The sequence below is a fragment of the Roseomonas sp. HF4 genome (genome assembly GCF_005222755.1).
In the GTDB taxonomy this organism is placed as follows: Bacteria; Pseudomonadota; Alphaproteobacteria; order Acetobacterales; family Acetobacteraceae; genus Neoroseomonas.
Map to the genome: position 1 here is coordinate 249796 of NZ_STGD01000001.1, position 20982 is coordinate 270777.

The 20982-nt window shown below is 72.2% G+C and carries 23 protein-coding genes; 11 read left to right on the forward strand and 12 right to left on the reverse strand.

Annotation, left to right across the window (positions count from 1 at the left end; genetic code table 11):
• The first annotated feature begins 117 nt into the window (after positions 1-117).
• The 4 genes from E8M80_RS01155 (at position 118) to E8M80_RS01170 (ending at position 4797) form a co-directional block, all read left to right on the forward strand.
• Positions 118-1398, forward strand: coding sequence for a DUF445 domain-containing protein (locus E8M80_RS01155; protein WP_137123810.1), 1281 nt, complete (start codon positions 118-120; stop codon positions 1396-1398).
• Between the two features lie 249 nt (positions 1399-1647).
• Positions 1648-2625, forward strand: a complete 978-nt coding sequence (locus tag E8M80_RS01160; RefSeq protein WP_137123811.1) for a tripartite tricarboxylate transporter substrate binding protein — start codon at positions 1648-1650, stop codon at positions 2623-2625.
• Positions 2626-2635: 10 nt separating this feature from the next.
• The gene (locus tag E8M80_RS01165) at positions 2636-3139 is read left to right on the forward strand and encodes a tripartite tricarboxylate transporter TctB family protein (RefSeq protein WP_137123812.1); all 504 of its coding nucleotides are present in this window, start codon (positions 2636-2638) and stop codon (positions 3137-3139) included.
• A 158-nt stretch (positions 3140-3297) separates the two neighbouring features.
• Positions 3298-4797, forward strand: coding sequence for a tripartite tricarboxylate transporter permease (locus tag E8M80_RS01170; protein WP_137123813.1), 1500 nt, complete (start codon positions 3298-3300; stop codon positions 4795-4797).
• A 4-nt stretch (positions 4798-4801) separates the two neighbouring features.
• Here E8M80_RS01170 and E8M80_RS01175 read toward each other — a convergent pair whose 3' ends face one another.
• A complete protein-coding gene (locus E8M80_RS01175; protein ID WP_137123814.1) occupies positions 4802-5284 on the reverse strand; it encodes a hypothetical protein in 483 nt (160 codons plus the stop codon).
• Between the two features lie 357 nt (positions 5285-5641).
• Here E8M80_RS01175 and E8M80_RS01180 point away from each other — a divergent pair, with 357 nt between their 5' ends.
• Together E8M80_RS01180 and E8M80_RS01185 are read left to right on the forward strand one after the other, a co-directional pair.
• Positions 5642-5884: a hypothetical protein gene (locus E8M80_RS01180; protein ID WP_137123815.1), complete on the forward strand. Its 243-nt coding sequence runs from the start codon at positions 5642-5644 to the stop codon at positions 5882-5884.
• A 210-nt stretch (positions 5885-6094) separates the two neighbouring features.
• Entirely contained in the window at positions 6095-7147 is a 1053-nt protein-coding gene (locus E8M80_RS01185; protein ID WP_137123816.1) for an LLM class flavin-dependent oxidoreductase, read from the forward strand.
• Between the two features lie 16 nt (positions 7148-7163).
• Here E8M80_RS01185 and E8M80_RS01190 read toward each other — a convergent pair whose 3' ends face one another.
• From E8M80_RS01190 to E8M80_RS01205, 4 genes are all read right to left on the reverse strand, one after another.
• A complete protein-coding gene (locus E8M80_RS01190) occupies positions 7164-7481 on the reverse strand; it encodes a hypothetical protein (protein WP_137123817.1) in 318 nt (105 codons plus the stop codon).
• Positions 7482-7525: 44 nt separating this feature from the next.
• Positions 7526-8011 (reverse strand): host attachment protein, encoded by a 486-nt coding sequence (locus tag E8M80_RS01195; RefSeq protein WP_206035541.1) that lies wholly within the window; start codon positions 8009-8011, stop codon positions 7526-7528.
• 80 nt (positions 8012-8091) lie between these two features.
• Positions 8092-8517, reverse strand: coding sequence for an NfeD family protein (locus E8M80_RS01200; protein ID WP_137123819.1), 426 nt, complete (start codon positions 8515-8517; stop codon positions 8092-8094).
• Complete coding sequence (locus E8M80_RS01205) at positions 8502-9512, reverse strand: SPFH domain-containing protein (protein ID WP_137123820.1); 1011 nt, start codon at positions 9510-9512, stop codon at positions 8502-8504. Before E8M80_RS01205 ends, E8M80_RS01200 begins: the two co-directional genes overlap by 16 nt.
• Before the next feature lie 103 nt (positions 9513-9615).
• On the opposite strand from E8M80_RS01205, the gene E8M80_RS01210 reads away from it, so the two are divergent.
• Positions 9616-10398, forward strand: a complete 783-nt coding sequence (locus E8M80_RS01210) for an SDR family oxidoreductase (RefSeq protein WP_170979139.1) — start codon at positions 9616-9618, stop codon at positions 10396-10398.
• Between the two features lie 4 nt (positions 10399-10402).
• Positions 10403-11860: a sulfatase-like hydrolase/transferase gene (locus E8M80_RS01215; RefSeq protein ID WP_137123821.1), complete on the forward strand. Its 1458-nt coding sequence runs from the start codon at positions 10403-10405 to the stop codon at positions 11858-11860.
• 169 nt (positions 11861-12029) lie between these two features.
• Here the strand turns inward: E8M80_RS01215 and E8M80_RS01220 are convergent, their stop codons facing one another.
• The 3 genes from E8M80_RS01220 to E8M80_RS01230 all read right to left on the reverse strand — a co-directional run bounded on the left by E8M80_RS01220 (position 12030) and on the right by E8M80_RS01230 (position 14393).
• Entirely contained in the window at positions 12030-12896 is an 867-nt protein-coding gene (locus E8M80_RS01220) for an alpha/beta hydrolase (RefSeq protein WP_137123822.1), read from the reverse strand.
• A gap of 98 nt (positions 12897-12994) precedes the next feature.
• Positions 12995-13405 (reverse strand): DUF6855 family protein, encoded by a 411-nt coding sequence (locus E8M80_RS01225; protein WP_137123823.1) that lies wholly within the window; start codon positions 13403-13405, stop codon positions 12995-12997.
• Between the two features lie 28 nt (positions 13406-13433).
• A complete protein-coding gene (locus E8M80_RS01230) occupies positions 13434-14393 on the reverse strand; it encodes a tripartite tricarboxylate transporter substrate-binding protein (RefSeq protein ID WP_137123824.1) in 960 nt (319 codons plus the stop codon).
• A gap of 110 nt (positions 14394-14503) precedes the next feature.
• Between E8M80_RS01230 and E8M80_RS01235 the strand changes: the two genes are divergently transcribed.
• On the forward strand, positions 14504-14950 hold the full coding sequence (locus E8M80_RS01235; RefSeq protein WP_137123825.1) for a MaoC/PaaZ C-terminal domain-containing protein: 447 nt from the start codon (positions 14504-14506) through the stop codon (positions 14948-14950).
• Positions 14951-14956: 6 nt separating this feature from the next.
• Here the strand turns inward: E8M80_RS01235 and E8M80_RS01240 are convergent, their stop codons facing one another.
• The 3 genes from E8M80_RS01240 to fusA form a co-directional block, all read right to left on the reverse strand.
• Complete coding sequence (locus E8M80_RS01240; protein ID WP_137123826.1) at positions 14957-15202, reverse strand: hypothetical protein; 246 nt, start codon at positions 15200-15202, stop codon at positions 14957-14959.
• Between the two features lie 10 nt (positions 15203-15212).
• On the reverse strand, positions 15213-15458 hold the full coding sequence (locus E8M80_RS01245) for a hypothetical protein (protein ID WP_137123827.1): 246 nt from the start codon (positions 15456-15458) through the stop codon (positions 15213-15215).
• A gap of 152 nt (positions 15459-15610) precedes the next feature.
• Positions 15611-17692, reverse strand: a complete 2082-nt coding sequence (gene fusA, locus E8M80_RS01250; protein ID WP_137123828.1) for an elongation factor G — start codon at positions 17690-17692, stop codon at positions 15611-15613.
• 209 nt (positions 17693-17901) lie between these two features.
• On the opposite strand from fusA, the gene E8M80_RS01255 reads away from it, so the two are divergent.
• Both E8M80_RS01255 and E8M80_RS01260 read left to right on the forward strand, forming a co-directional pair.
• Positions 17902-19200, forward strand: coding sequence for a DUF1800 family protein (locus E8M80_RS01255; protein WP_137123829.1), 1299 nt, complete (start codon positions 17902-17904; stop codon positions 19198-19200).
• On the forward strand, positions 19197-20396 hold the full coding sequence (locus E8M80_RS01260) for a DUF1501 domain-containing protein (RefSeq protein ID WP_137123830.1): 1200 nt from the start codon (positions 19197-19199) through the stop codon (positions 20394-20396). The genes E8M80_RS01255 and E8M80_RS01260 overlap by 4 nt, the downstream gene beginning before the upstream one ends.
• Before the next feature lie 205 nt (positions 20397-20601).
• Here the strand turns inward: E8M80_RS01260 and uraH are convergent, their stop codons facing one another.
• On the reverse strand, positions 20602-20964 hold the full coding sequence (uraH, locus tag E8M80_RS01265) for a hydroxyisourate hydrolase (RefSeq protein ID WP_137123831.1): 363 nt from the start codon (positions 20962-20964) through the stop codon (positions 20602-20604).
• Between the last annotated feature and the right edge of the window lie 18 nt (positions 20965-20982).

The following is a 20982-nucleotide window of genomic DNA, read 5'->3' on the forward strand; positions in this document are numbered from 1 at the left end:
GGGGGGCCGCGCCGGAGGACAGCGCCAGGGGATCGGGGAAGCGGGACATGATACGATATGATGTAACATGAAGGCGACGCTGGGCAAGGTGCGCGCGGCGCCTTATCTGCGCGGACCATGCAGGGCAGCCCCGCGACCGACCCCGATGCCGACCTTCGCCGGAGCCTCCGGCGCCACCGGCTGCTGGCGACAGGGCTGCTCGTCGGCATGGGAGGCCTGCTCGCCTACACCTACCGCCTGCCGCCCGGCTACTGGACCGAGATGCTGCAGGCCAGCGCCAAGGCCGGGGTCGTGGGCGGCCTGGCCGACTGGTTCGCGGTGACGGCGCTGTTCCGCCGGCCGCTCGGCCTGCCCATCCCGCACACGGCCATCGTGCCGCGGCAGAAGGAAAGGCTCGGCCGCGCGCTCGGGCGCTTCGTCTCCTCGCATGTCTTCACGGAATCCGAGGTGCGGCGCGTGATCGCGCGGCTCGACCTCGCGCGGATCCTGCAGAGGTTCCTGGCGGACCCCGAGACGTCCCGCCCCGCCGCGGTGGCGCTGGCCGGCAGCCTGCCACGCGTGCTCGAGAGCCTGGAGGACGGACGCGCCAAGCGGCTGCTGGTGCGGCTGCTGCCGCGCATCGTCTCGGGCCCCGCCGGCGCCCGGCTTGTCGCGCGCGTGCTGCGCGCCTTCGTCGCCTCCGGCCGGCACCAGGAGGTGTTCAGCCTGGCCGCGACGCAGGTCAAGCTCATGCTGGCCGAGCGGGAGGAGACGCTGCGCACCGCCATCGCCGCGCGCATCCGGGCAGAGGGCGGCGCGGTGATCGGCTGGCTGGCGGGTGCCACCGTCGCCAAGCGCGTCCTCGCCGCCGTGAACGCGGAACTCGAGAAGATCGAGCCGGAGGATTCCGACCTCCGCGCCGCCTTCGCCGCCTGGCTGATGGCCGAGATCGATCGGCTGGAGACCGACCCCGAGCGCGCCGCGGCGATCGGCCGCGTGCTGCGCGAGGCCATGGCGAACCCCGCCGTGACGGCATGGCTGATGGATGTCTGGGCCCGGCTGCGCGCCGCGCTGGTGGCCGATGCGGCGCGGCCCGACGGGCGCACCGTCACGCTCATCGCGGGCTTGTTCGGCAACGCGGGCACGCTGCTGGCCGAGGACCCGGCGGCGCGCGAACGGCTCAATGGCGGCGTCGAGGGCGTGCTGCTGCGGCTGCTGCCATCCGCCCAGGCGCAACTGTCGGATTTCATCGCGGGCGTGGTCGGAAACTGGGACGCGGCGGCGATCGCCGACAAGATCGAACTGCGCGTCGGGCGGGACCTGCAATACGTGCGGATCAACGGCACCCTGGTGGGGTTCCTGGCAGGCGGCGCGCTGTTCGCGCTGCTGCATCGGCTGGCCGGCGGGGTGGCGCATTGAACGCCGCGGTGACCGTCATGGTGGAAGGTCGGGGGAGGAGAACCTCCCCCGAAGCCCCCTCCCTTCTTTGGCACTTGGCGACCGACCTCTCAGGACCTGCGCCAGGCGCCAAGGAAGGTTGGGGGGGAAGTTCTCCTCTCCCCCTGGCCTTCCGGTCCCACGACGGGGCCGACGGACAGCCAGCGCCGTGCTTCCCCGGGGGCGGATCCTGGCCTAGGCTTGGATAATTCCGCCTCCGAGGAAACGACCATGACGCTCCGCCGCCGCAGCCTCCTTGCCGCGGGTCTCCCAGCCGTCGCCGCGGCCACGCTTCCGGTCGGTCCCGCCGCCGCGCAGCAGCGCTTCGCAAGCCTCTACATGTTCGTCCCCGCCGGCCCGGGCGGCGGCTGGGACGGGCTCGCCCGCGCGATCGAGCAGGTGGCGCGCACGGCCGGCCTGGTCGGCAACTTCCAGTTCGAGAATGTCGGCGGCGCCGGCGGCATGGTCGGGCTGCCACGCTTCGTGGCGCAGCGGCGCGGGCGCGGCGATGCGCTGATGGTGGGCGGCTCGGTCATGGTGGGCGCGGGCATCACCAACCGCTCCCCGGTCACGATCAAGGACGTGGTGCCGGTCGCGCGCATGACCGAGGAAGTGGGCGTGGTCGTCGTGCCCGCGAATTCCGAGTTCACCACGATCGCGCAGCTGATCGCGGCGCTGCGCGCCAATCCGGGCGGCGTCGCGGTCGGCGGCGGCTCGGCCGGCGGCACGGACCACATCACGCTCGGGCTCATGCTGAAAGCACTCGGGCGCAACCCGCGGGAGGCGTCCTACGTCGCCTTCGCGGGCGGCGGACCGGCCCAGGCGGCCATCATGGGCGGCCAGGTCAAGGCCGGCATCTCCGGCTATTCCGAATTCGCCGAGCAGATCCGGGCCGGGCGGATGCGGGCGCTGGCCACCACCGGCGACAGGCGCTCGACCGCCGACCTGCCGACGCTGAAGGAAAGCGGGCTCGACGTCGTGACCGCCAACTGGCGCGGCGTGTTCGGCGCGCCAGGCATCAGCGCCGCGCAGCGCCAGGCGCTGTCGGACCTCATGAGCGCCGTGCACACCCTGCCCGCCTGGCGGGAGATGCTGACCACGCGCGGCTGGGACGACGCCTTCCTGACCGGCACCGCCTTCGGCGAATACCTCACGCGCGACATCGCCGCGACCGAGGGCGTGCTGCGCGACCTCGGCCTCGCCGGCTAGTCGCGCGTCGGTGCGCGGTCGCGGGGGCGCGGACCGGGCAGATCTCGGCGCGGCGCTGTTCGTGCTCGGCCTCGGGCTGGTGGGCGTCTGGCAGGCGCTCGCCATCCCGGTCTCGCCGCTCTATGCGCAGGTCGGGCCGAAGCTCGTGCCGTGGCTGGTCGCGGCCGGGCTGCTCGTGCTCGGCGCGCTGCTGACCGTCCATGCGGCGCGCGGCGGCTGGTCCCGCGGCATCGAGGACTTGCAGGACGCGGCGCCGGCCAACCGCCGGGCGCTCGGCCTGATGCTGGCGGGGCTGCTCGCGAACCTCGCGCTGATCGGGCCCTTCGGCTTCACCGTCGCGGCTTCCGCGCAGTTCGTGCTGGTGGCGGCGGCCTTCGGGAGCCGGGCGCATCTGCGCAACCTCGTCATCGCCTTCGTCGTGGCCCTTGGCGCCTATACGGTGTTTGTGAAGGTGCTCGGCGTGAACATCGGCGCGGGCGTGGTCGAGGGCCTCGTCTTCGGAGCCCCGGAATGACCGGGCCGCGCCACCCCCCGGGCCGCGCAGACGGCCCCGCGCACAAGGCACGCGACGGCGCGGGCGCCCCGGCGCGGCGGCGCGGAGGGCAAGCCACCGGAGGTGTCACGCCGGAGGCGTGCCTGCGGCACCACGCCCGCCGCCTGAGGGCAAGGTAAATGGACGCGATCTCGGGCCTGGCACTCGGCTTCGGCAATGCGCTGACGCTCGCCAATCTCGGCTGGGCGCTGCTCGGCTGCTTCCTCGGCACCGCGATCGGCGTGCTGCCGGGCATCGGCCCCGCGCTGACCATCGCGCTGCTGCTGCCCATCACCTTCACGGTCAGCGCGACGGGCGCCTTCATCCTGTTCTGCGGCGTCTTCTACGGCGCCATGTATGGCGGCTCCACCACCTCGATCCTGCTGAACACGCCGGGCGAGAGCGGCTCCATCATCACCTCCCTCGAAGGGGCGAAGATGGCGCGGAACGGGCGCGCGGGGCCGGCGCTGGCCACGGCGGCGATCGGCAGCTTCGTGGCCGGCACGGTCGGCACGCTCGGCATCGCCTTCCTCGGGCCGCTGATCGTGGACTACGCGCTGCTGCTGGGTCCGGCCGAGTATTTCTCGCTGATGGTGCTGTGTTTCGTCACCGTCTCGGCGGTGCTGGGGGGCAGCGCGCTGCGCGGGCTGACCAGCCTGTTCTTCGGGCTGATGCTGGGCCTGGTCGGCATCGACCTGCAGACCGGCCAGCCGCGCCTGACCTTCGGCATCGTGGAACTGCTGGACGGCGTCAACGTCGTGCTGGTGGCGGTCGCGCTGTTCGCGGTGGGGGAGACGCTCTACCTCGCCTGGCGCTACGTCGAGGGCGAGCAGAAGGTCCTGCCCGTCGGCTCGATCATGATGTCGAAATCGGACTGGAAGCGCAGCTTCTGGCCCTGGGTCCGCGGCGCGGGCCTCGGCTTCCCCTTCGGCGTCATGCCCGCCGGCGGCACCGAGATGCCGACCATGCTGAGCTACTACGCCGAGCGGAAGCTCGCCTCGCCCGAGGCGCGCGCCGAATTCGGCACGACCGGCGCGATCGAGGGCGTGGCCGGGCCGGAGGCCGCGAACAACGCCGCCGCGGCCGGCGTGCTGGTGCCGATGCTGACGCTGGGGCTTCCCACGAGCGCGACGGCGGCGATCATGCTGAGCGCCTTCCAGTCTTACGGCATCCAGCCCGGGCCGCTGCTGTTCACGACGCAGGCGGAACTGGTCTGGACGCTGATCGCGAGCCTGTTCGTGGCCAACGTCATGCTGGTCGTGCTGAACCTGCCGCTGGTCGGGCTCTGGGCGCGCATCCTGAAGGTCCCGCAGCCGCAGCTCTATGCCGGCATCCTGGTCTTCGCGACCATCGGCACCTACGGCATCAGCAATTCGGTCGTGGACCTCATGCTTCTCTATGGCATCGGCATCATCGCGATGTTCATGCGCCGCTTCGACTTCCCCGTGGCGCCCGTGGTGATCGGCATGATCCTCGGGCCGATGGCAGAACAGGCAATGCGCCAGGCGCTGACCATCAGCCAGGGGGACTGGACGACCTTCGTGACGCGCCCGGCGAGCCTCGGGATCCTGCTGGTGGCCGTGGCGGCGCTGGTCGGGCCGCGGCTCTACGGCGCCTGGCTGCGCCGCGCGGCGGGCTGAGGGTTCAGGCCCGGCGCCGCCCGACGCGGGCGAGGCCGAGCCCGAGCCCGACCAGGGCACCGACCGGCAGGCCGACCACCGCGCCGAGCCCGCCGAACACGCCGACGCCGATGGCGCAGTTCCCGCTGCCCACGCAGCTCGGGTTCAACGCCGAATTGCCGAGCCCGAACACCACCCCGAGCGCGAGCCCCGCCGCCAGGCCGAGGACCGCGCCGAGCAGGATGCGGAGCAACACGCCCCCCACGCCGATCGGCCCCGGCGGGCGGCGCTGCGGCATGGCCGCGAAGCCCGCCTGTTGCACGGCACCGAGCAGCGCGTGGTGCGGCGCGGCCGAGGCGATGGCGACCAGCCCCTGCGACCAGTCCCACCAGGTCCGGGCAGCCGGATCGCAGCGACGGATCGCGGCTTCCACCGCCGCGTGGTCGGCCGGGTCGCGCAGGTCGCGCAGGACCAGGACCAGCGCGCCGTCGGGCGGCGCGTCATGCATGGGCGCGGCTCCGCGCCGCCGCGGCGGCACAACGGGAATTGCGAGCCATGACCGGCCGTCCCTCCGGAATTTCCCCCGAGCCTGCGGCGCGGCACCGTCGTGGGCAAGCGCGGCAGCCATCCCGAGGCGTGGCTTCGCCGCAACAGGGTTGCCCCAATCGCACATCACGTGCGGTCAAGGATAGGTCCAGCAGGCTTATGCAACCCATACGGGAACAAAATCTTGTGCCTGCAATCACATGAACCCCCCACGGGTTGTGTTTGGGTGGCACCTCCGGATCGCATCGCAAGGCTTTGATTTCAAACACTTCGTCTGCTTATCCTTGGATGCTCGATCGACTTCGGGGGAAAGCGACGAATGAAGACCGCCCTGGTGGACTCACTGCATCGCGAGGAGCAGACGATCCTCGATCACCTGAACGCCTCGCTGCCGTTCCGGCGGCTCGAGGAGATCCGCCGCCTGCTCGCGCTCTATGACGCGCCGACGCCGGTCGGCGCCGATCTCGACGCCGTGATCTCGCGCAGCGTCACGCCGCCCGGCGGCGGCCGGGACGTCCTGCGCGGCATCGGCGCCGCGATGCGCGAGGCGCGGTCCGCCTGACCCGCACGGGGCGTCGGGCACGGCCGCTGGGGGGCGGCCGATCCCGGACACCCCGCCGGCGGAGTTGGCACTGGGGCAATCGCCGATCGGACGGAAACATCCGATCGGATGTCCCGCTTGGGAAAACATCGATTCCAGAGCGGCTTATGCCCGATCGACGGAACCGCGCAGCGGTTCCATCCGATCGGGCGCTGCTCTAGTGTCGGGGGCATGAGCGGCTTCACCCTCTCCGTCCTCGACCAGTCCTCCGTCGCCTCGGGCCGCACGCCCGGGGAGGCGATCCGCGAGACCCTGGCGCTCGCGCGGCATTGCGACGCGCTCGGCTTCCGCCGCTACTGGTGCGCCGAGCACCACAACAGCGCCTCCCACGCCGGTGCGGCGCCCGAGGTGCTGATGGCTGCCATCGCGGCCACCACGCCGCGCATCCGCGTGGGCAGCGCGGGCGTGATGCTGCCGCATTATTCGAGCCTCAAGGTCGCCGAGCAGTTCCGCGTGCTGGAGGCGATCGCGCCCGGGCGGATCGACCTCGGCGTCGGGCGTGCGCCGGGCTCGGACGGGCGCACCGCCTTCGCGCTGAACCCGAACGCCAACCAGGCCGCCGACCGCTTCCCGGCGCAGGTCATGGAAGTGCTCGGCTGGCATGGCGACGGGCTGCCCGAGAACCACCCCTTCCGCAGCATCGTGGCGCAGCCGGCAGTCGATACCCGGCCGGAGATGTGGATCCTCGGCAGTTCGGACTACGGCGCACAGGTCGCGGGGTATTTCGCCCTGCCCTACTGCTTCGCGCATTTCTTCAGCGACGGCGGCGGGTCCGAGCAGGCGATCGCCGTCTACCGCGAGAGCTTCCAGCCCAAGCCCGGCATGCCGGGGCGCCTGGCGGCGCCGCATCCGGCGCTCGGCGTCTATTGCCTGGTCGCGGACAGCGAGGCCGAGGCGCAGCGTCTGTTCCGCTCCCGCGAATTGTGGCGGCTCAAGCGGGACCGCGGCCTCTATCTGCCGCTGCCCAGCGTCGAGGAGGCCGAGGCGCACGCCTATTCCGACCTCGAGCTCGCGCGGCTCGAACGGATGCGGGCGGCAGCGATGGTCGGCACGCCGGAACAGGTGAAGGCAAAGCTCGAGGAGCTGTCGGCCGCGCATGGCGGCGTCGCGGAATTCGCCGTCATCACGCATTGCCACGATGCCGCGGCGCGGCGCCGGTCCTATTCCCTGCTGGCGGAGGTCTTCGGCCTCCAGGCAGGTGGCGTGCCGCTCGCTGCGGAATAGGCCGCGCCGGGGTCGTTCAGCGGCGGATCACGACGAAGCGTACGCCCTGCGGCGGCGCTGTGCCGTCGCGACGCGCGCGCCGGGCCCGCCACCAGAGCGAGCCCGCACCGACCGCGCCGGCCAGGATCGCGAGCGGCAGCAGGATGCCGATCGCGAGCAGCGCCAGCCCGGCCAGCAGCAGGCCCGCGCTGCCCGCCGCCACCAGGATGCCGAGGGCGCCCAGGCGCGCCAGCACGCGGTCCAGCGTGCCCGCGGGCTGCGTGGCGGGGGCCGCGTCGCGGAATTCCCCTTCCGGCGTCATGTCGATCACGGGTGGGCGTCGGTTCGTGCTCATGGCCTTCCTGACGTGGCCCGCGCCCGGATCGCGGTCAAGGCCTGTCACACTCCGTGACGCAGCGCGTCCAGCCGGGCAAAGAGGTCTGCCATCGGCAGGCCCGTCAGGTCGTGGTGGTCCTCCCCCGCCACGGCGGCGCGCTGCTCGGCGGGCAGGTGGTCGATCACCGCGCGGGCGACCGGCGGCGGGGCGACGACGACGACGCTGTCGATGCCGCCCGCGCGCAGCGCCGCGGCGAGGTCCCCGGCGATGCTCCGCGCCAGGTCGCGCTTGGCGTGCTCCTTCGGGCTGTCGTCGATGCCGTCGAATTCCATGGCGCTACGCTGTCCGGAGCCCGCGGATGGGAAGGTGCGGCCGGGCTTGTCCTCGCCGAGGGCCGAATCCGGGCGCCTGGCGTCGGGCTCATCCCATTCCATCACGGGATCGTAGCCGCTCTCGGCCAGCCGCTTGCGGTAGCCCTTGGCGCGACTGCCATTGGCCACCAGGAACAGGCGACGGGCGTGGCTGCCCTCGCGGGTCGTCTCGCGCATGGTCATGTCGATCCTCCATTGGGACGCAGCATGGCGTGGGCGCCGGCGCCCCGCCTTGATCCGCGACAAGGACGGAGCGTTCAGTCCGGCCGGACGATCAGGGTGGTGCCGTCCACGCCCTCGACCCGCACGCGGGTCCCGGCGGGGGTCGCGGCGACGTCCTTCGGCAGCCGCGCCGTCCAGTCGCTGTCGCCGAGCCGCACCCGCGGCCCAGCCTGGCCGGGTTCGATCAGCACGCCGAAGCGTCCGACGATGCCGGCATCGGGCGTGTTGACGCGCGGGCGCGGGTGCTCGGACCGGCGCAGCCTGAGCGCCACGGCAATGCCGGCCGCGAGCAGCGCGATGAAGACCGTGACGGTCGCCCAGAAGGGCGGCGCCGCGGCGAACAGCATGAGCCCCGTGCCGATCGCGGCGATGCCGATCCAGAGCAGAAAGACGCCCGGCAGGAGCAGTTCCGCGCCGAGCAGCACCAGCCCGGCGAGGATCCAGATCAGCGCGGCGTCCATGGCGAGGGCGCCTCCGGCGCAGGGGCGGCGGGCGGGCGCGGGGTCCCGGGCGGGCGCGCCGGGAAGGTGCCGTCCGGCCCGCGCAGCAATTCCATCGCCTGGGTGATGCCGCCGGCCAGCGCGCTGCTCTCCATCGGCACGATCACGAGCTTCTGGGCGGTGTTGCCCGCCAGCACCTCGAACGCCTTCACGTACTTGTCGGCGATGAAGTAGCGGAGCGCGTCGGTGCCCGCGCCGGCGGCGACCTCGGCCACCATGCGGGTCGCGTTCGCCTCGGCCTCGGCCGAGCGCTCGCGCGCCTCGGCATCGCGGAAGGCGGCTTCCTTGCGGCCCTCGGCCTCGAGGATGAGGGACTGCTTCTCGCCCTCGGCGCGCTTGATCTCGGCCTCCCGCTCGCCCTCGGCCTTGGCGACGGTCGCGCGGCGCTCGCGCTCGGCGGTCATCTGCAGGTTCATGGCGCGGATCAGGTTCTCGGGCGGCTCGATCTTGCGGATCTCGACGCGCGCGATCTTGACGCCCCAGGGGTCGGTCGCGCCGTCCAGGATGGCCAGCAGCGACGAATTGATGCGTTCGCGACCCGACAGCGTGGCGTCCAGCTCCATCTCGCCGATCACGGCGCGGATGTTGGTCATGGTCAGCGCAGTCAGCGCAACGTTCAGGTCCTGCACCGCATAGGCCGCCTTCGCCGGGTCCATGACGCGGTAGTAGACGATGCCGTCCACCGCGACCGTCGCGTTGTCGCGCGTGATGACCGACTGCTCGGGGATGTCGAGCACCTGTTCCTGCACGTTCACCCGACGCCCGACCCCGTCGATGAAGGGGATGATGAAGTTGAGCCCGGGGTCGAGGATGCGCGTGAACGCGCCGAAGCGCTCGACGGTCCAGACCTCCCCCTGCGGGACGGTCCGGATGCCGCGCGTCGCCGTCAGCATGGCCAGGACCAGCAGGACGACGAGCACGATGGTGGGCGCGGAGATGAATTGCAGGATATCCATGGCGCAGAGGTTACCCCGACGCCACGCGAAACGGAACGGCGCCCTTGCGACCTGGCGCACAAGGCGGAACCATGGGTGCCGCACCAGGGGGAAGCGGACATCCATGCGGGGCAGCAACGAGCCATTGACGGTGGACCTCGGGGGTCTGCGCGTCGCGATCAGCGCGGGCGCGGGCGGCATCGGGCGGGTGATGGCCGATGCCTTCGCCGCCCGCGGCGCGCGCCTTTTCGTCTGCGACGTGGATCCCGAGGCGCTGGCCGCCTGCCCGCACCCCGCGATCCGTGCCGACATGGCCGACGCGGCCGCCTGCGAGGGCTTCGTCGATGCCGCGGCGGCGCATCTCGGCGGGCTCGACGTGCTGGTGAACAATGCCGGCATCGCCGGCCCCACCGCACGGGTCGAGGACGTGAGCGCCGAGGCGCTCGACGCCACGCTGCAGATCGACCTCGCCTCCATGTTCCATTGCGCGCGGCGGGCGGTGCCGCATCTGCGCGCGGCCGGCGGCGGGTCGATCGTCAACCTTTCCTCCGCCGCCGGGCGCTTTGGCTTCGCGATGCGCAGCCCCTATGCCGCGGCGAAATGGGGCGTGGTCGGCTTCACCAAGTCGCTCGCGATCGAACTGGGCCCCGACGGCATCCGGGTGAACGCGATCTGCCCGGGGCTGGTCGCGGGGGAGCGCATCCGCCGCGTCATCGAGGCCAAGGCCCAGGCGCAGGGCGTCTCCTTCCGGGAGAAGGAGGCGGAGCTGCTGCGCGACGTCTCGATGCGCTGCTACGTCACGCAGCACGACATCGCCAACATGGCGCTGTTCCTGTGTTCGCCCTTCGGGGCCACCGTCTCGGGCCAGGCGCTGGCCGTGGACGGCGACATGCAGCGCCTCGGATGACGCCATGACCCGCCCTGCCAACCTGCTGTTCATCCTGTCGGACGAACACAACCCGAAGGCGCTCGGCTGCGCCGGGCACCCGTTCCAGGAGACGCCGGCGCTCGATGGGCTGGCCGCGCGCGGCACGCGCTTCACCGCGGCCGTCACTCCGTGCCCGATCTGCGTGCCGGCGCGCGCGGCCCTTGCGACCGGCCGGTCGATCGCGGCGATGGGCCGGCACAACGACAACGCCGACCCCTATGACGGCACGATCCGGTCCTGGCACCACGCGCTGCGCGACGCGGGCCACCGCGTCGTCTCGATCGGCAAGCTGCATTTCCGGGGGCTGCCGGGGGACGACCACGGCTTCTCGGAGGAACGCCGCGCCATGCACGTGGTCGACGGCGTGGGCGACCTTCTCTCCCTGATCCGCGACGAGACGGCGCCGAAGCGCAAGGGTGCCGCGAAGATGGCCGGCGCGGCGAAGCCCGGCGAGAGCGACTACACGCGCTACGACCGCGACATCGCCGCCGAGGCGCAGATCTGGCTGCGGGAGGAGGCGCCGAAGCACGACCGGCGCCCCTGGTGCCTCTTCGTCAGCCTGGTCACGCCGCATTTCCCGCTGACCGCGCCGCCCGAGCATTTCTACCGCTATCTCCGCGACGACATCCCGCTGCCGAAGCTGCACGCGCCCGAGGCCTGGCCGCGCCACCCGGCGATCCAGGACTACCGCGCGACCAACGCCTATCACGAGCATATCCACGACGAGGCGACGCTGCGCCGCATGATGGCGGGCTACCACGGGCTCGTCGCCTTCATGGACGAGCAGGTCGGCAAGATCCTGCGCTGCCTCGAGGAGACCGGGCTCGGCGCCAGCACGCGCGTCCTCTACGCCTCGGACCACGGGGATTCGATCGGCGCGCGCGGGCTCTGGGGCAAGTCGAACATGTACGAGGAGAGCGTCGGCATCCCGATGATCCTGGCCGGCCCCGGCGTGCCGGAGGGGCGCAGCGTGGCCACGCCCGTCTCCCTGACCGACGTCTTCGCGACCGTGGTCGAGGCGGTCGGCGCCGAGGCACCGGCGGCGGAGACGCTGTTCGCCATCGCCACCGCGCCCGACGACCCCGACCGCGCGGTGATCTCGGAATACCATGCGACCGGGTCGCGCCAGGGCGCCTTCATGATCCGCACGGCGCGCTGGAAATACGTGCGCTTCGTGACCTACCCGCCGATGCTCTTCGACCTCGCCGCCGACCCGGAGGAACTGACCGACCTCGGCGCCGACCCGGCGCATGCCGAGGTGCGGGCGGCGCTGGAGGCGCGGCTCGTCGCGATGCTGGGGGAGGATCCGGCCGCGCTCGACGCGCGGGCGAAGGCGCGCCAGGCGCAGATCCTGGCGGCGCATGGCGGGCGGGACGCGGTGATCGCGCGGGGCGAGATCCCGTATTCGCCGCCGCCCGGGGTGGCACCGGCCTGGTCCTGAGAGCCTGGAAATGAGGGGGACACGGGAACGTCTCCCCCCACGGGTCCCATCGACGTTGTCGCGCAACGCCGGTGGGCGCCCGTCCTGGGAGGCCGGCGCCAAATGACAAAGAAGGGAGGGGGATCGGGGGAGGTTCCCCTCCCCCCACCTTCCGACCGCCGGACCGGCCCTACCGCCCGAACAGCAGCGCCGCCGCGCTCTCCGCCATCCCGGCATTGGAATGCCCGACGCCCGGCACCGTCGCCACGCGCCAGGCGAAGGGCGCACCCGCATCGGCCGCGGCTCGGCGGGCCGCGTCGAAGAAGTTCCAGCCGCGCGCGAAGCGGTGGCTGCCCTGCGCCACGGCCCAGGGCTGGCGCGGCAGGCTCGAATGGTTCGGGTCGGTGTCGGCTTCGCCCAGTTGCAGGATGACGGGGCGGCCGAAGACCGCGCGCAGCACCTCGGGCCGCGCCAGCGTGCCGCCGAGGCCCTCCGGGAAGGGTCGGTCGAAGCGCGGCAGGGTGTAGGATCCGGAATTGGCGACCACGACCGCCTCGGCCACCGGCGCGCCGGTCAGCATCATGTAGCGGTGCACGAACTGCGCCCCGGCGGAATGGCCGAAGAGGGCGAAGCCCGCCCGCCGCGCGCCGGCCTGCTCCATGGCGGCGCTGACCACGCGGTCGAGGGCGGGATAGGTCCAGGCCTCCGGCGGCGTCGCGCGCCCCTCCGCATCGATGAGGTTGCCGAAATTGTAGAACCGCACGCCGGGGAACTTGGCCTGCGAGAATTCCGGCACGAGAAGCAGGAAGCCCTGCTGCTCGGCCAGGTCGCGCCAGTCGTCGCGATATCGGTCCGCGTCGCGCCGCAGCCCGTGCATGACGACCACGACGCGCCCGTCCGGCACCCATGCGGCCGGGCGATGGTACCAGACCGGCATGGGCTCGGTCGTCGCGCCGGCGGCTTCCGGCACCTCGAGCCGTCCGCTCCCGCCCGTGACGCGCGCGGACGCGACGCCGGGCAGCGCGAGCGCCAAGATGAGCAAACGACGCCTGTCCATGCTGCCCGATTCACCCTGGCGCCGGCGGGACCGGCCACCTCTCCATGCTGGGCGTCGATCTGGCGACGCGGGATGCGCCGCGTCAAGACGCGCCAAGCCTACAATGCCCGCATCCGGTTGTTGCGCGGGTTCCGTTCCACCTCGGCCAGGCCGAGCACGGCCAGGACCGGCGGCACATAGACGCCGAAGCGGCCGCGCAGCCCCTTTTTCAGCCCGTACCAGCCACCCGACGGGTTGCCGGGATCGCGGCCCCAGGCCTCGACGCTGTCCGCGGGTGCAGGCTTCTGCTCGTCGGTGCCGCCGAGCAACACCCAGTCGCCGCGCGCGCGCAGCATGGCGTGCAGGTCCTCGATGCAGCGCAGGCGGTAGCGGAGTTCGGTCTTGCCCACGCGCACCACGAGCGCGGGCGGGTCGGCCGCGGGATCGCGCCAGGCGGCAAACGCCGACCCGCCGCTCGGCGTCACCAGGCTCCAGGGGCGATCCGGCGTGCCGTCGGGTTCCGAGGTCATGGCCCGTTTCCTTCCGCGCGCCCGTGGATCAGTCGACCTGCGCACCCGACAGCCGGACTGCCTCGCGCCACTTCGTGTCCTCGCTGCGGAGAAAGTCGCGGAAGCCCGCCGCATCCATGCCGACCGCGATCGTGCCGTCGGCGGTGGTGCGGGCGCGGAAGCCGGGCTCGGCGAGCGCGGCGCGCACGGCGGCGTCGACCTTCGCCGCGGCGTCCTGTGGCGTGCCCGCGGGCGCCACCAGGCCGAACCACGACACCAGGTCGAAGCCCGGCAGCACCTCGGCGATGGTGGGCACGTCGGGCAGCGCGTGGTTGCGCCCGGGCGAGGTGACGCCGAGGCCGCGCAGCCGGCCCGCCTTGACCAGTTCTGTCGCCGTCGCAAGCGTCGGGAAGCCGAACTGCACCGTGCCGGACATCACGTTGTTGACGATGTCGGGCGCGCCGCGGAAGGGCACGTGCGTCGCCTGGACGCCGGCGCGCGCCTTGAACATCTCGGCCGCGAGATGCGCGCCCGAGCCGTTGCCGCCCGACGCGTAGCTCTGGTCGGGCCGCGCCTTAAGCCCGTCGATCAGCGCCTGCAGCGTGGCCGGCCCCGTGGTCGGCGCGATCAACAGGTGCGGCATGGCGAAGGCGAGCACGACCGGCACGAAGTCCCGGAACGGGTCGAAGCCGAGCGTGCGGCGATAGAGCGCCGGGTTGATCACCAGCGAATTGGTGCCGAGCAGGAAGGTGTAGCCGTCGGGGGCCGCGCGGGCCGCGACCTCGAAGCCGATGTTGCCACCCGCGCCGGGGCGGTTCTCGATGACGACCGTGCCGCCGATCGCGGGGCCGAGGCGTTCCGAGAGGTGGCGCGCGATGACGTCGGGCGCGCTGCCGGGGATGAAGGGCACCAGCAGGCGCACGGGGCGGGTGGGCCAAGCCTGGGCGCGCGCGGCGGGGGCGGCGAGCACGGCCGCGCCGCCCGCGATCAGGGTTCTGCGACGCATCATGGTGTCCTCCCGCCGCGGTCGCGGGGACCGCCGCGGGTAGCCTTGCGCCTTCAGGCCGCCCGGGCAAGCGGGCGCGACATCCGTGGCGCGGGCGGGTAGGGTCCGGGGCGATGATGGAACCCCTCGCCTCCCTCGACGACCTCGCGCCCGGCATGGCCTGGGACCTTGGCACGCTCACGCTCTCGGCGGAGGAGGTCGTGGCCTTCGCGTCGAAATACGATCCGCAATACTTCCACCTGGATGCCGAGGCGGCGCGGGAGAGCATCTTCGGGGAACTGGTGGCCAGCGGGCTGCACACTCTCTCGGCCGTCTTCGGCCGGGTGATGGGCTCGGGGCTGCTGGCCGGCATCTCGATGGGCGGCAACCAGATCGACACGAAATGGCCCGCGCCGCTCCGCCCGGGGGAGGAGATCGCGATCCGGACCGAGGTGCTGGAGGTGCGCCCGTCGCGCAGCGGCCGTCCGCTCGGCGTCGCGAAGCTCCGGCACACGGGCCGGCGGACCAGCGACGGGGTCGTCGTGATCGAGGCGGTCGGGACACATTTCCTGAGGCGCTGAGGCGCCTCAGCGGCAGGAGCAGGACGCGCCGATGCTGCTGAAGTTGCGCCGCGCGAAATTCTCGGCGTCCGACCGGTAGTCGAATTTCGGCCCCATCTGGCAGAAGGAGGAGCCGCGGGCGATCCGCATCTGGTCCGGGTCGCGGCTCTCGACCGCGATGCGGCCGCTGTCGCAATAGACCCAGTAATTCGCGAGCGCCGCGGCGGGCGCCAGGATGGCGGCGGCGAGCGCCAGGGCAACGAGGCGGGTCATGGCGGCGCCCTCAGCGGCACGAGCACGGGCGGCCGGCGCCGCCGAAATTGTTCCGCGCGAAATCCTGCGCCGAGGAGAGGAAGCCGAAGCGCGGCCCCATCTGGCAGACGCCCGAGCCGCGCGCGATGCGCATCTGGTCGGGGTTGCGGCCGTCCACCTCGATCCGGTTGTTGGCGCAGTAGACGTAGTAGTCGGCCAGCGCGGTGGCCGGCGCCAGCAGCACGGCGGCGACGGCGGCAGCGAGCAGGGTCCTCATGGCGGCGGTCCTCCCGATGCGGCCTGCCGGGACGCAGGCCGACGCGCAGGATGGGATCGCGCGGCCGCCCGCTGCAACTGGCCTGTGTAACGAAAACGGCGCGGAGGGCTTCCCCTCCGCGCCGTGCCGTGAAGCGTTTCAGGCCGCGAGGATCAGGCCGACTTGGCCATGATCTCCTCGGCCACGTTGCGGGGCACCGGGTCGTAGTGGTGGAACTGCATCGAGAACGACGCGCGGCCCTTCGTCATGCCGCGCAGGTTCGAGATGTAGCCGAACATCTCCTTGAGCGGCACGTGCGCGCGCACGATGACCGAGGTGCCCGCCATGTCCTGCGACTGGATCACGCCGCGGCGGCGGTTGAGGTCGCCCACCACGTCGCCGACATGGTCCTGCGGGGTGGTGACCTCGACGTCCATGATCGGCTCGAGGATCACCGGGCCGGCCTTCTTCATGCCTTCGCGGAAGCAGGCCTTGGCCGCGATCTCGAACGCCAGCGCGGACGAGTCGACATCGTGGTACTTGCCGTCGACCAGCGCGTACTTGAAGTCCACGGTCGGGAAGCCGGCGAGCACGCCGGTGTCGGCCTGCACCTTGATGCCCTTCTCGACCGCAGGGATGTATTCCTTCGGCACCGCGCCGCCGACCACGCCGTTCACGAACTCGATGCCCGTGTTGCGCTCCTTCGGCTCGAACACGATCTTCACTTCCGCATACTGGCCCGACCCGCCCGACTGCTTCTTGTGGGTGTAGGTCTCGGTGTGCGGCTTCGTGATCGTCTCGCGATACGCCACCTGCGGGGCGCCGATGTTGGCGTCCACCCCGTATTCGCGCTTCAGGCGGTCCACGATGATCTCGAGGTGCAGCTCGCCCATGCCGGACAGGATGGTCTGGCCGGTCTCCTGGTCGGTGCGCAGGCGCAGGCTCGGGTCCTCGCCGGCCAGCTTCTGCAGGCCGAGCGTCATCTTCTCGACGCCCTCCTTGGTCTTCGGCTCGACCGAGATGTCGATGACCGGCACCGGGAAGGCCATGCGCTCGAGGATCACGGGGTCGTCGTTCGACGCCAGCGTGTCGCCCGTGCCGGTGTCCTTCAGCCCCACGAAGGCGGCGATGTCGCCGGCGGAGACTTCCTTGATCTCCTCGCGCTTGTCGGCGTGCATCTGGAACATCCGCCCGATCCGCTCGCGCGAATCCTTGGTGGTGTTCTGGATCATGTCGCCCTGCTTCAGCGTGCCGCGATAGACGCGCACGAAGGTCAGGTTGCCGTACTTGTCGTTGATGATCTTGAATGCGAGGCCGGCAAACGGCGCGTCCGGGTCGGCCGGGATGTGGCGGCGCTCCTGCGTCTCGTCGAAGCCCTCGTCCGGCGCCACCTTGATGCCGGGCACGTCGACCGGGCTCGGCAGGTAGTCGATCACGGCGTCGAGCAGCGGCTGCACGCCCTTGTTCTTGAACGCCGTGCCGCAGAGCACCGGGCGGAACTCGCCGCTGATCGTGCCCTTCTTGATGCAGCGCTTCAGCGTCGCGACGCTCACGTCGCCCTTGTCGAAGTATTCCTCCATCGCCGTCTCGTCGACGCCGACGCAGGTGTCGATCAGGATCTGGCGGAACTCGGCCGCCTTCTCCTTGAGGTCGTCGGGGATCGGCGCATCGTGGTAGGCGGCGCCGAGCTCGTCGCCCTCCCAGATGATCGCCTTCATCTCGACCAGGTCGACGACACCCTTGAAGGTGTCCTCGATGCCGATCGGCAGCTGCAGCGTCACCCAGTTGATGCCGAGCTTCTCGGTCAGCGTCGCCGCCGCCTTGTAGAAATCGGCGCCGGTGCGATCCAGCTTGTTGATGAAGATGATGCGCGGGACGTTGTAGCGGTCGGCCAGGCGCCAGTTCGTCTCGGACTGCGGCTGCACGCCGGCCACGCCCTCGATGATGAAGATGGCGCCGTCGAGCACGCGCAGCGACCGGTTCACCTCGATGTTGAAGTCGATGTGGCCCGGGGTGTCGATGACGTTGATCCGGTGGTCGTTCCACACGGCGGTCACGGCGGCGGAGGTGATCGTGATCCCCCGCTCCCGCTCCTGCTCCATGTAGTCGGTCGTCGTGTTGCCCTCGTGGACCTCGCCGATCCGGTGGGACTTGCCGGTGTAGTAGAGGATGCGCTCCGTCGTGGTCGTCTTGCCGGCGTCGATATGCGCCGTGATGCCGATGTTCCGGATACGATCCAGCGGTGTACGCGCCACGATGGGCCTCCATAAGCAGAAACGGGCGCCCGCGCCGGAGCATAGGCTCCGCGCCGCCCGCAAGGGTTCTCGCCGATCAGTCGGTGCGGGTATCTGCTCTGTCCGGTCGGTCTTTGCAAGCGCAACATGCCACGACCCCGGATGCGGCCCGGGGGCGTCACGATTCGTTGCGTGCGGGAGACGGCGGAATCGCCTAGAGAATCCAGGGCATGGAGACCGCCCCCTTCGTCGCCGCGCTGCGCTTCGGCCAAGGCCGGCGTCCGGGCGATGCCCTGCCGGGCGACCCGCGCGCCTGGCTCGCGGCGCAACTCGCCCCCGGCCTGCCCGGCCCCACCCTGCCCGAGGGCCAGCCCGCAACGCTGCCCGAGATCTTCGCCGCCCAGCGCGAGGACAACGAGAGCGCCCGCGCCGGCATGGGCCGGCCCAACCAGCGCCGGATCATGCTGGGCGAATCGCATGCGGCCCTGGTCCATGCCGCGGCCAGCCCGCATGGCTTCCGGGAACGCCTGGTCGCCTTCTGGGCCAACCATTTCACCGTCTCCCGGCAGAAATCGGGCCTCTATGTCGGCCACCTGGTGCGGGAGGCGATCCGTCCGCACGTGACCGGGCGCTTCGACGACATGCTGGTCGCGGTGGCGCGTCACCCGGCCATGCTCTCCTATCTCGACAACCAGGGCTCGGTCGGGCCGAACAGCCGCGCCGGCCAGCGCGCGCGCCGCGGCCTGAACGAGAACCTGGCGCGCGAGATCCTGGAACTGCACACCGTCACCCCGGCCGCCGGCTACACGCAGCAGGACGTGACCGAATTCGCCAAGGTCCTGACCGGCTGGTCCTTCGCGCCGCAGCAGCCGCCCTTCGGCTTCGTCTTCCGCGACCCGGCCCACGAGCCCGGCCCCAAGACCGTCATGGGCCGCGCCTTCCCCGAGGGCCAGGAGGGCGGGCTGATGGCGCTCGCCTGGCTCGGCCGGCATGAGGCAACGCATCGCCACCTGGCCGCCAAGCTGGTGCGCCACTTCGTGGCCGACGAACCGCCGCCGGCCGCGGTCGGCCGTATCTTCGCCGTTCTGCGGGAGACCGGCGGCGACCTCGGCGCCGCCGCCCGCGCCCTGGTGGACCTGCCCGAGGCCTGGGACCCGCCGCTCGCCAAGCTGCGCACGCCGCAGGACTTCGTGCTGGCCACGCTGCGCGCGGTCGAGGCGCCGCCCGAGGCCGCGGAACGCGCCTTCGGCGCGCTGCAGTACCTCGGCCAGCCGCTCTGGAACGCGCCGGCGCCGATCGGCTGGCCCGATGTCGCACGGGACTGGGCGGCGCCCGAGATGATGATCCGGCGCATCGAATGGGCGAACGCCATCTCGGCCCGCGGCGCCGGGCGCGACGCCGCCGAACTGGCCGCGGCCGTGCTCGGCCCGCTGGTCCGTCTCGATACGCTGCGCGCCTCCGCCCGCGCGGGCTCGGCACGGGAAGCGCTGACCCTCGTCCTCACCAGCCCGGAGTTCCAGCGCCGATGAGCGCCCACCTCCCCGCCCTGGGCCGCCGGGCCCTGCTGCTCGGCCTCGGCGCCGCGATCGCCCTGCCGCAGGCGCGCGTCGCCTTCGCCGATGCCCCGGGGGAGGCGCGCTTCGCCGTCGTGCTGCTGCGCGGCGGCCTCGACGGGCTGTTCGCCGTGCAGCCCTATGCCGAGGCCTCCTTCGGCGAGTTGCGCGGACCCCTCGCCCTGCCCGAGCCGGGGCAGGAGGGCGGGCTGCTCGACCTCGGCGGGCGCTTCGGCCTGCATCCGGGCATGGCGAACACCCACGCCATGTACGCGGCGAACCAGGCGCTGATCGTCCATGCGGTGGCCGGCAACTGGCGCACGCGCAGCCATTTCGACGCGCAGGACCTGCTCGAATCGGGCGCCGACCAGCGGCTGGGCAGCGGCTGGCTGAACCGCGCGCTGGGCGCCCTGCCGCGCCGGCCCGGGGCGCAGAACACCGGCCTCGCGGTCGGCACCGACCTGCCGCTGCTGATGCGCGGCCAGACCCCGGTCGGCACCTATGCGCCGCGCGGCATGGGCGCGCCGGCGCCCGACCTGCTGGCCCGCGTGGCCGAGTTGCACGCCGCCGACCCCGTGACCGGCCCCGCCATCGCCGAAGGGCTGCGCGCGCGCGGCTATGCCGCGACCACGCTCGGCGACGATGCGCGGGCCCGGCCGCAGCCGGGCGGCGCCTTCCGCGCCCTCGCGATGGCTGCCGGGCGGCTGATGGCGCAGCCGGACGGGCCGCGCATCGCCGCCTTCGAGCTCTCGGGCTGGGATACCCATGCGCAGCAGGTAAACCGCCTGAACGGGCCGCTGTTCCAGCTGGACGAGGGGTTGGGCGCGCTCAAGGAGGCGCTCGGCGAGCATTGGCGCCGCACCGCGGTCCTGGTGGTGACCGAGTTCGGCCGCACGGTGCGCGTGAACGGCACGGCCGGCACCGACCATGGCACGGGCGGCGTGGCGTTCCTGCTGGGCGGCGCGGTGGCGGGCGGGCGCGTGGCCGGGGACTGGCCGGGCCTCGCCGAACGCAACCTGTTCCAGAACCGCGACCTGGCGCCGACGACGGACCTGCGCAGCCTGGCCAAGGGGCTGCTGCGGGATCACCTGAAGCTGCCGCCGCAGGCCGTCGCGCGCGCCTTCCCGGGCAGCGAGGCGGCGGCGCCGGCGGGCGGCCTCGTCATGGGCTGAGACCTGGCGCCGGGCGGGCCGAAAGGCGGAACGTCGCGCGCTTGGGATGAGACCTGGTGCACGAAGGTTTCGCCTTCGCGCCCCTCAGGCGCCGGGCCGGCCGCAGTCGCGGCCCTTGGCTTCACCGGACGACCGGTGGGCCGCAGTCGTGGCCTCGGTCCTTCGGGCCGCAAGGCGGAACGTCGCGCGCCTGGAATGAAGCGCCTCACGACCCCCGGTAGGTCGTGTACGACCAGGGCGTGCAGAGCAGCGGCACGTGGTAGTGCCCGCGCCCGTCGGCCAACCCGAAATTCACCGCCACCACATCCAGGAACAGCGGCTCCGGCGCGATGCCGCGGCCCTGGAAATAGGCGCCGATGTGGAAGCGGAGCTCATGCCGCCCGGCGCGGAAGGTGCCCGGCGGCAGCAACGGGTCCCGCGTGCGGCCATCGGCGTTGGTCACCGTCTCGCACAGCATCGCGGGCTCGGGGTCGAGGCGCCAGAGCTCGATGCGCACCCCCTCCGCCGGGATGCCCTGGGCGGTGTTGAGGACGTGGGTGGACAGCGTCCCGGGTCCGTTGCCTGTCATGATGGGTGCTCCCAGGGG